General features: G+C 45.2%; 11 protein-coding genes. 5 read left to right on the top strand and 6 right to left on the bottom strand.

Translation table 11 applies throughout. From position 1 onward, the window contains the following. Window positions 1-728: tRNA pseudouridine(13) synthase TruD (gene truD / locus ACXJGZ_RS07730; protein ID WP_456398925.1), on the top strand; the 728-nt coding region annotated here is incomplete at its 5' end. Here the strand turns inward: truD and ACXJGZ_RS07725 are convergent. Continuing rightward, window positions 712-1,251 carry an SWIM zinc finger family protein gene (locus ACXJGZ_RS07725; protein ID WP_456321585.1) on the bottom strand — a complete coding sequence of 180 codons (540 nt, stop codon included), beginning with the start codon at window positions 1,249-1,251 and terminating at the stop codon, window positions 712-714. The genes truD and ACXJGZ_RS07725 overlap by 17 nt on opposite strands. A gap of 92 nt (window positions 1,252-1,343) precedes the next feature. Here ACXJGZ_RS07725 and ACXJGZ_RS07720 point away from each other — a divergent pair, with 92 nt between their 5' ends. The 3 genes from ACXJGZ_RS07720 to ACXJGZ_RS07710 all read left to right on the top strand — a co-directional run bounded on the left by ACXJGZ_RS07720 (window position 1,344) and on the right by ACXJGZ_RS07710 (window position 4,013). Beyond that, window positions 1,344-1,589, top strand: a complete 246-nt coding sequence (locus ACXJGZ_RS07720; protein WP_456398923.1) for a hypothetical protein — start codon at window positions 1,344-1,346, stop codon at window positions 1,587-1,589. Window positions 1,590-1,679: 90 nt separating this feature from the next. Further along, the gene (locus ACXJGZ_RS07715) at window positions 1,680-3,161 is read left to right on the top strand and encodes a TrkH family potassium uptake protein (protein WP_293254671.1); all 1,482 of its coding nucleotides are present in this window, start codon (window positions 1,680-1,682) and stop codon (window positions 3,159-3,161) included. Between the two features lie 42 nt (window positions 3,162-3,203). Continuing rightward, window positions 3,204-4,013: a sugar phosphate isomerase/epimerase family protein gene (locus tag ACXJGZ_RS07710; RefSeq protein WP_456321584.1), complete on the top strand. Its 810-nt coding sequence runs from the start codon at window positions 3,204-3,206 to the stop codon at window positions 4,011-4,013. Between the two features lies 1 nt (window position 4,014). Here ACXJGZ_RS07710 and ACXJGZ_RS07705 read toward each other — a convergent pair whose 3' ends face one another. From ACXJGZ_RS07705 to ACXJGZ_RS07690, 4 genes are read right to left on the bottom strand one after another with little or no spacing between them, the layout of a single operon-like run. Further along, window positions 4,015-4,401: a ribonuclease III family protein gene (locus ACXJGZ_RS07705; RefSeq protein WP_293254665.1), complete on the bottom strand. Its 387-nt coding sequence runs from the start codon at window positions 4,399-4,401 to the stop codon at window positions 4,015-4,017. 36 nt (window positions 4,402-4,437) lie between these two features. Beyond that, entirely contained in the window at window positions 4,438-4,725 is a 288-nt protein-coding gene (locus ACXJGZ_RS07700; RefSeq protein WP_293254683.1) for a DNA-directed RNA polymerase subunit L, read from the bottom strand. Next, a complete protein-coding gene (locus tag ACXJGZ_RS07695; RefSeq protein ID WP_456326730.1) occupies window positions 4,715-5,347 on the bottom strand; it encodes a DUF2067 family protein in 633 nt (210 codons plus the stop codon). The genes ACXJGZ_RS07700 and ACXJGZ_RS07695 overlap by 11 nt, the downstream gene beginning before the upstream one ends. 3 nt (window positions 5,348-5,350) lie before the next feature. Further along, complete coding sequence (locus ACXJGZ_RS07690) at window positions 5,351-5,941, bottom strand: exosome complex RNA-binding protein Csl4 (RefSeq protein ID WP_293254659.1); 591 nt, start codon at window positions 5,939-5,941, stop codon at window positions 5,351-5,353. A gap of 162 nt (window positions 5,942-6,103) precedes the next feature. Here ACXJGZ_RS07690 and ACXJGZ_RS07685 point away from each other — a divergent pair, with 162 nt between their 5' ends. Then, window positions 6,104-7,246, top strand: a complete 1,143-nt coding sequence (locus tag ACXJGZ_RS07685) for a 50S ribosomal protein L11 methyltransferase (protein WP_456398919.1) — start codon at window positions 6,104-6,106, stop codon at window positions 7,244-7,246. A 217-nt stretch (window positions 7,247-7,463) separates the two neighbouring features. On the opposite strand, the gene ACXJGZ_RS07680 is transcribed toward ACXJGZ_RS07685, so the two are convergent. Beyond that, window positions 7,464-8,395 (bottom strand): hypothetical protein (locus tag ACXJGZ_RS07680; protein ID WP_456398917.1); only part of this gene is annotated, 932 nt, incomplete at its 5' end.

Here is an 8,395-nt window from a genome sequence, read left to right as displayed (position 1 = left end):
AGGTGGGGCGTCTTCTGCTCGAAGGAAAATTTGAGGAGGCGGCTTTAAAGTTTCTGGGAGCATATGATGGAAGCATGATGGGGGATGAGGCGAGAAAAGAGTTTTTTGAGACGGGTGATGTCGATAGGGCAATTGAGAGTTTCCCCAAGTTTTTAAGGTATGAGCGGGCAATGCTCTACCGTTACAGGGAGACAAAAAGCTGGAAAAAAGCCTTTGCAGTTCTTCCCCGTCCTGTCTTGAGGATTTTCATCCACGCATACCAGTCCTACCTCTTTAATAAAGTTCTCTCGAGGAGGATTGAGGAGGGACTCCCCCTCAACAGGGCTTTGGTGGGTGATGTTGTCTGTCAGGTTAAGTATGGTATCCCCCTGAGAACCAGAACATATAAAGTTAGCAAAAACACACTTGATTTTGTGAACGAGAAAATAAGAAAGGGAGAGGCAATGGTCACGGCTCCTCTCTTTGGCTTCGCTTCTCGGCTGGCCGAAGGTGAGATGGGAAGAATAGAGCGCGAGATACTTGAGGAAGAGGGGCTGAGACTGGAAATGTTCAGGATGAAGGCTCTGAGGATAATGTCTGAACCCGGAGGAAGGAGGGAGCTTTTGATAAAGCCCGCGGAGTTTAAATATAAGGCGATAAATGAGGAAAATGCACTGGCATTCAAGTTCTTCCTCCCCAGAGGTGTTTATGCCACGAGCGTGCTAAGGGAGATTATGAAGGATTACTGAGTAGCTTTTCAGCCTCGTTAATTTCCTCCCATAGATACTCGGTAAGTGCCCAATCGCCGAAAAGCCTCTGGAATTCATTGAAGTCCTTCTTAATCTTCAAAAAGTGTTCCTCACTTGGATAGATCTTCAGGAGTCTGAAGCATTTCCTAAAAAGCCTCGCGACTTCGCTGCCGCTCTCATCGTTATCGAGCATGTATTCCAGCTCTTTAATGATTATCTCCAGTCCCTGCTTCGGATTTTCGAGAAAAAACCTGTCCACTGCCATCTCGGGATTCAGCTCTATGGATGGATCCGTGCTCTCTATGTAAAAACCTTCTTCCAGAGCCTTCATGGTTGCATGAACATGCTTGCAATCCTTTCCGATGGGGCATGTGCACCTGTTTTCTCCTCTTTTCATATCTATTTCGATGTAGTAGGGGTATGTGCCGAGGACCTTTGAGAACACCTTTTCCCCGCATTTTACGACCCAAAGCACCCTTCCCTCTCTAAAATAGCGCTCACCCTTTCTTGCGGCTTTATCCATTTTCTCACCACAATAATTAGTAAATTGCAAATGCTTTTAAGTTTTGTGTGCTCTAGGGCGAAATGTATAAATTCCTTGAGGGTGAAATAACTATGGTGGTGAATGTGGACGTTTTTGAACTCGCGAAAAGATATCATAAAGAATTGGGGATTAAAGAGCCGAGCTTTGCCACGCTTTCTGCTGAGATATTTGGCGAACTTGCCCTTCAGATCGTGGACTACCTTAAGAGTGAAGGATACATGCTAAAGGATACGAGATTTATTGATTATGAAAAAAGCCTTGTTCTTGAGCTTATAAAAGCAGATAAAAGCTTTGAACTTGTGTTAAGGAAACTTTAAGAATGCTCCTCCCTTATTTTTTCTGGGATGTAACCATCCTTCATGGCAAACTTTTTATTTGTGTGTCTGCCTATAACCTTTGGTGGGCGGATGTTTAAAGTCAGGAAGTTCATTGGAATTTCACAAGACCTTTTTGTGGTTAAAAACTTAATAGGGTCGTTGCTTCAGGGTATCGGTGTTGCCTATCTGATTCCAGCTCTTCTTATATGGGTATATCCCAGGGAGATTGGGTACATATATTATTTTGCAGTTCCGGGTGCATTGAGCGTTTTAATTGGAGCATGGTGGGGAAGGCATGCCCGTCAAATTGAGGATATAAACCTGAGGCAGGCAATGGTGTCATCGGCTTTTGTCTGGCTTCTGGCATCTCTGATAAGTGTTGTCCCCTTCATGGCAATAGCAAAGATGCCCTTTGTGGACTCCTGGTTTGAGGCTATGTCCGCTTGGACGGGTACGGGCTTAACCATGATGCATAATCTGGAGAGCTACCCCCACATACTCCTGTTCTGGCGCTCGTGGATGCAGTGGCTCGGTGGGATAGGCATTGTTCTCGTGGCACTGACAATTTTAATTCACCCCGGAGTTGCAGCCGCGAGACTTTATAAAGCGGAAGCGAGGAGTGAGAGGATCCTCCCAAATCTCGTGAATACTTCGAAGATAATATTTGAGATTTATCTCGTTCTAACCCTTCTCGGAGTATATCTCTACTACATAAACGGAATGAGCCTCTTTGATGCCACCATTCACTCAATGACAGGTCTGGGGACCGGTGGTATGAGTTCTCACGATTTGAGCATTGGATATTTCAACAGCTTGAGCATAGAAGCTATTACAATATTCCTGATGATCATGGGTGCCACGAACTTTACGGTCCACTACAAGCTCTTCAAGGAGCGTTCTCTAAAGGCATTTTTCCAGGATATTCAGGTGAGATACATGTTTTTGTTCCTCTTTATAGCCATTGCTCTAATAACGTACAATCTCTTCGGGGTCACGCATTCCCTAGGAGCGTCCATTAGGCAGGCGATATTTCATTCCGTTTCTGCCGTGACATGCACGGGTTTTGGAATCGCCGACTTGAGCAAGTATCCAGAGCTCTCAAAGTTTTTGATAGGGTTTTTAATGGTTATTGGAGGAGGCGCGGGAAGCACTGCTGGAGGTATAAAGCTTATTAGAATCACTCTGATGTACGAAAGCTTGAAATGGACGCTCCAGGAGTCAATCCTTCCAAAGGGCGCTGTAATAAAGAGGAAAGTTGGCAACTATATCTTCTCAGAGGCTGAAATCCAGGAGGTGCTGAGTTTTACAATGACGTATGTTGCCCTCCTGATTCTGGGAACCGTTTTGATGATGATAAGATTGAATACGAAGCTCGTGGATGCTTTTTTTGAAGTTGCATCCGCTCAGGGAAACGTGGGACTCAGCGTTGGGTTGACATCACCTGCACTTCCCGTTGACCTCAAGGTACTTTTGATAATGCACATGTGGATTGGGAGGCTTGAGATATTCTCGACCCTTGTATTTCTGGTGAGCACAGCGATTGCATTCGCATCCCTCTTTTCGAGGGACTAATCTTTTTATAGTGAACGGCGGAATAATGATTAGGTGTTAGAGATGAGAGTAGGAGTAAGCATATACCCACAGTTTGTAAACAGGGACAAAACCCTGGCGTCTGTCCTTGCCGATATGAAGATCAAACAGTATGACTTTGTGGAGATATTTCCGCATACGCTGGGTCTGATAAAAAATGGAAAAGTCGTCGAGGGAAAGCTCAAGCATGTGGAGACAACCCTTAGAGGCGTTGGCATAGACTACATATTTAGAATGCCAATGTCCGTTAACCTCAGGGATCACATTTACTATTCAAGGCACTTTAAGGTTGCCAAATCCATAGTCGACCTTGCAATAAACCTGGGTGCCAAGGTAATTGTGATGCAGAGCGGGAGAGCGGGAAGGCTGGATCTGGAGATAGAGGCAATTACAGAGCTTGCAAGCCTTGCGGAGAATTCCGGTATCAAGATAGCCCTTGAGAACACTTTCAGCGTTAAAGATACGCTCTATGTCGTGGAGAACGTAAACAAGGACAATGTGGGTTTTGCCCTTGACGTTGGGCATGCATTTCTGAGTGCCCAGGGGGATGAGGAGAAATTCCTTGAGGATGTAAAGCTCGGGGTCGACAAGGCGATTCTGCTGCTGGTTCACGATAACTTTGGGAAGCTCACGCCACAGGTGGAGCCCCTAGATGCTCTCGCGTATGGTGTCGGCGATCTGCACCTCCTGCCCGGGGAGGGGAAAATTCCCTTCGGAAAGCTCATGAAGATGTTTACGGATGGACTTCCCATACTCGTGAAGATAAAAGACCCAGAAAAATTCCGCAAGCTTCCAAACAAAAGAGACATGCTAAATCTTTTGAGGAGTCTATGATTCAGAGCTCCAGTCTTTCTTTTATAACCCTTAAAAGCTCCCCAAATGCAACCCCTATGGCTTCCTTTTTTCTGGTTGGGTGCATGATATCCTCTGTGAAGTTTGACTTTAAAATTTCAACAGCTTCTTCCATACTCAGGGCATTCTCAAGCCACGCATAAGCTATTATCGCCTCCGCTATGTCGCCCTTTCCGTGCTTATCTGTTCTGGGAGGAACGTATTTTTGGAGCTTGGCCCTATCCATCGCCACGGTCAGGGATGCATTGGGGACTCTCCCGCCGCTTGGCTTATCCATGTACTCACTGAGAGCCAGCGAGAATATGAAATTCGCCAGTGAATCCCCGAGCTTTGAGAGGTTTTTATCCGTAAAGTCCATTGAGTACTTCATAACAATCACTTTGAAAATTTAGAGGAGAAAAGAGAGTCATTTCTTTATAGTCCCTTCCCATTTATCAAGAACTTTCTTGGCATCATCGAATATCTCCTGCGCTGCTTTCTCAAGGGCTTCCTCCGGTTTTACCTTTCCATCGGTTTTTACCTTAAACTTCGGCTTTTCCGCCATGAGTATTGGGTGTTCTATGGTGTAGGCAGCGAAGATCACGTGCTTGTTCCTGTGCAGCCTCTCAACCAGCAGGTTGGCGAAAGTGTGGGTTTCTCCCTCCAGATAGAACTCCATTAAATTATCCTCCTTCTTTATGACCTCAATCTTCATTTCCTTCATCCTCCAGATTTTTGATGATCATTTCCAAAGCTTGCTCCTTATTTTTAACGAGTTCATATTTAAACTTATCCTCTTTGAATTCTACGGCTCCAATCTCCATCAACCTTTCAAGGACCTCTTCGGGGTCTAAATTATAAACGACAGCCACAGGGATTACCACTTCCCTTATCTGCCTCGTGGTTTGGAGGGAGATCTGACTCAGAACATCACCCATTCTCCTAGAGAGCTCCACAATTTCTCCCCATGGAAGGGATGTTTTAAGCTTTACCCCATCGAACCTCACATCCTCCCCCATGAGCTCGAGCGTTTTCAAAAGTATCGGAGCTGAGACTGTGGTTTGGGCTCCTCTGAATATATCATCGAGCGTGTATTCATAGAATCCCCTTTTATTTGCATAGAGCCTCGCGTGAACCCTTTTTTGAATCTCCCTGATTTTCTGTATGGCTTCCCTGATCTCGTCCTTTGTCCCCTGTATGTTGATTTTCAGGGAGTTGAGCTTTCCATGAACGTATATAAATGCGGGCAGGTTGAGCCGCTCAATCTCTCTCATTATCTCTTCCTTCTCTAAATCATCCTTCACATGGATCATAATTACTTTTTTACCCGCTTTCATCAACTACACCCTTATCTTCCGGTACATGCTTGATATTTTTCTGGTTTCAACGCTTCCGCATGCGGGGCATATCAGCTGATTGCCCTTCCTTACCAATGGGGTTCTACATCTGGAGCACAGGGCGAAAATGACACCCAAGCTAGGCTCCCTGGTCGTCAGCTGTATTGGGCTCTTTTCAGCACTCAGAACCTTTGCCCTCACTATATCCCCTATTTTGAATTCTTTGCTCATATCTTCGACAAAGCCATTTTTAGCTTGTGAAACATGTATTCCGGCTAGTTTTGAGGTTGCTAAATCTCTATAATCCATCCTTCCTTCTATCCGCAGAATCTCCACTATGGCCACCTGTGGCTTTACATCCACGACCTTTGCAAGCAGAATATCTCCGACCTTCGGGATGGGAGGTGTATCCGTGGCGGGTTCAATACTTATCTCCATCTTCTCTGAATTTATCTTAACCTTCCCGGGCATTGTAGCATAGAGCTCACCATTTTCTTCAATCACACCCTCTCCGGGCAAGAATTCTTCTATAACTCCGAGATAGTCACCGGGAAGAACGAAATCTCCCTCTTTTACAGCCTTCTTTTCATGCACAGCTTCCACCTCAGAGATGATTTAGGAGCTTTGCTTTTAAATTTATTTATGGTATGTGATGTTGCCCGGATAACAATGGTGGCTGCCTTGGTTAGGCAACCCCCATCCCAACAGCAGAGATATGTTTAAAACTCCAGGACATTATTCATTTTTGGTGGGGTTATGGAGATTGAAGAAAGCCACATAAAACTTGCTGTGGAGTTGATTAAAAGAGGATGGGAAGAGAGAAAGATAAGGAGAGAACTTCCCAGGGATACAGCTGATGAGATCATTGAGATTGCGAGAGCTAGGATCAAGGCAAGGGATAAATTCTCAAGGGATGATCTATGGATGGATTTAAGCGGTCTGCGCTACTCTACTCATGAGGTGGTGGCGAGATATAGAGCCGAGCGCTTGAGACCCGAGAGTATTGCCGATGTGAGCTGTGGAATTGGAATACAGCTCATATTCTTCGCGAGATATGCGGAGAAGGCTTACGCCGTTGATATAGATGAGAGAAAGCTCTTTTATGCTATGAAAAATGCGGAGAAATATGGGGTTAAAGATAAAATAACTTTCATAAATGGAGACTCTCTCAAAAAGGAAATTGTGGATAGGATCGATGCGGATATAATATTCTCGGATCCCGCACGTCCCCCCGAGATGCCTGAGAGAAGGCTTGAAGACCTACTCCCGAGCCCCGTTCAAATTTACGAAGCCTACAAGCACAAAACGGATGCATTCATCTTTGATCTGCCCCCCCAAATCCGGCGTGAAAAAATTCCCTGGAAGGGAGAATTTGAGTATATTGACCTCTACGGTCATTTAAATCGTTTAACATTCTATTTTGAGCCGCTTGCTAGAGCGGAGCGCTCCGCGGTGATGCTTCCAAAAGGGGTGCGCCTGGAAAGCGATGAAAGCCTTGAAGACATCGTAGAGTGGAGCACGGAAGTTGGGAGGTACATATATGAGATTCCCCAGAGCGTGCACTATGCCGATTTAATCAACGAGCTCTTTCACAAGGTGAGGGGCAGCTTGAAGATGCTGATGCGTGAAAAGAGAAGGATTTTGGCAACGGCTGATGAGGAGATCGGGAGTGAATATTTAAAGGCGGCTTATCACGTGCTTGGCATCGTTCCCTTCCACCCGATGAGGATAAACGACTTTCTGAAGAGGGAGGGCTTTGGAAGGGCAACCCTGAGGATAAGCATCCCTGATAGGGAGTACTACAACTTCAAACGCCGTGTGGAGATGAATCTAAAGGGCGAGAGGAGAGCGTACGTATTCCAGTTTGGGAATAGAGCAATAATAACGGAAAAATTATAACCCTAGTTCCCATTACGTCTTTAATTGTGTGTCGTGCTTGTTGGATATTCACACATGAGCGACCATCCACGTGCTTCTAAACCAATTTTGGCTTTGATGGGAACTAGGTGAAAAATATTCTGACAAATACAGGATTCTTATGGTACTTGTTGGGAAATTAGGAGCATCCTAAGGAATATAACTCGAAGTCTTTGAATAGCAAAATAAAGAAAGGGAATCATGATATTAGTGTCATTATTTCTCTTTCATCTTTGCTTTTTGTGCAGATGTACCCGAGTTTTCTTTTCCTTGAGTAGCCTATTATGATACCCTTTCCGTGGTAAAACACGATGTCATCATCCCAGACGTCCCTCTTTAACTCTTTAATCGCTTTTTCATTGAGTTCACCTCTAAAGACAACGCAGATTCCATCCCTGCACTCCCAGACCTCGGTTTTTTCGGGCCAGAGGAGGTTGAGCCTCAGAGCGTAGTTTAAAACTTCTTCCTGAAGCTCTGCACTCGGAAGAACTCCCTTGGAGCGGTTGTGGTTCAGTATCATCACAAGCCCCCTTGTTAGCGCCCACAGTGGAGGGTCGTTGTGCTCGTAATCCGCACCAAGGTTAGTGTAGGGGTTTGCGTAGAGGAATTCGGGAATCCTGCGCTTCCACATCATAAACTCGGCAATTCTCGTTAGCCTTATTATCCTGTTGGAGATGACGCGGTAATCCTCGTACCATTTTATGTCGTTGCCCCACTTGAGGTTCACGCGTTTGAGCTTTCCGAGCCATATATCCTCGCTGAGCCTCGTCTTGAACAGGTTGTTTTCTTTTGCAAATTCGTGTGCCTTAAGAAAAATCTCGTAAGCTTCTTTTACAAGTTTAAACTTCCTCATGGCAAAGTTATAAACAACCCCCTCACTCAGGTTCCAGATTACCTCTTGAAGGGAGCCTATTAAGTCTTCAGTGTTTCCGCTCTTCACTAACTCCCACTCTCTCTTTGCCTTCTCGTGGAACTTTTTGCCCTTTTCCTCGAATTCTTTCAGCGTTTTCTGGTACTCCTCCCAATAATTGATTTCTTTAGGCTTAGGGAGCCTGTCCAGGGCTTCCACAAGTTCTTTTGGAACTTCATAACCCTGAGATTCAAAGTATTCCTTGAGGGTGAGGAGAACTT

It is taken from the genome of Palaeococcus sp. (in: euryarchaeotes), from assembly GCF_053987695.1.
This window is presented reverse-complemented; position numbering and strand designations above follow the sequence as displayed.

Coding starts and splice junctions, on each gene's coding strand:
- ACXJGZ_RS07715 (WP_293254671.1), top strand. CDS start 1,680: ATGTTTAAAGTCAGGAAGTTCATTGGAATTTCACAAGACCTTTTTGTG.
- ACXJGZ_RS07720 (WP_456398923.1), top strand. CDS start 1,344: ATGGTGGTGAATGTGGACGTTTTTGAACTCGCGAAAAGATATCATAAA.
- ACXJGZ_RS07710 (WP_456321584.1), top strand. CDS start 3,204: ATGAGAGTAGGAGTAAGCATATACCCACAGTTTGTAAACAGGGACAAA.
- ACXJGZ_RS07700 (WP_293254683.1), bottom strand. CDS start 4,725: ATGAAGATTGAGGTCATAAAGAAGGAGGATAATTTAATGGAGTTCTAT.
- ACXJGZ_RS07695 (WP_456326730.1), bottom strand. CDS start 5,347: ATGAAAGCGGGTAAAAAAGTAATTATGATCCATGTGAAGGATGATTTA.
- ACXJGZ_RS07685 (WP_456398919.1), top strand. CDS start 6,104: ATGGAGATTGAAGAAAGCCACATAAAACTTGCTGTGGAGTTGATTAAA.
- ACXJGZ_RS07725 (WP_456321585.1), bottom strand. CDS start 1,251: ATGGATAAAGCCGCAAGAAAGGGTGAGCGCTATTTTAGAGAGGGAAGG.
- ACXJGZ_RS07705 (WP_293254665.1), bottom strand. CDS start 4,401: ATGAAGTACTCAATGGACTTTACGGATAAAAACCTCTCAAAGCTCGGG.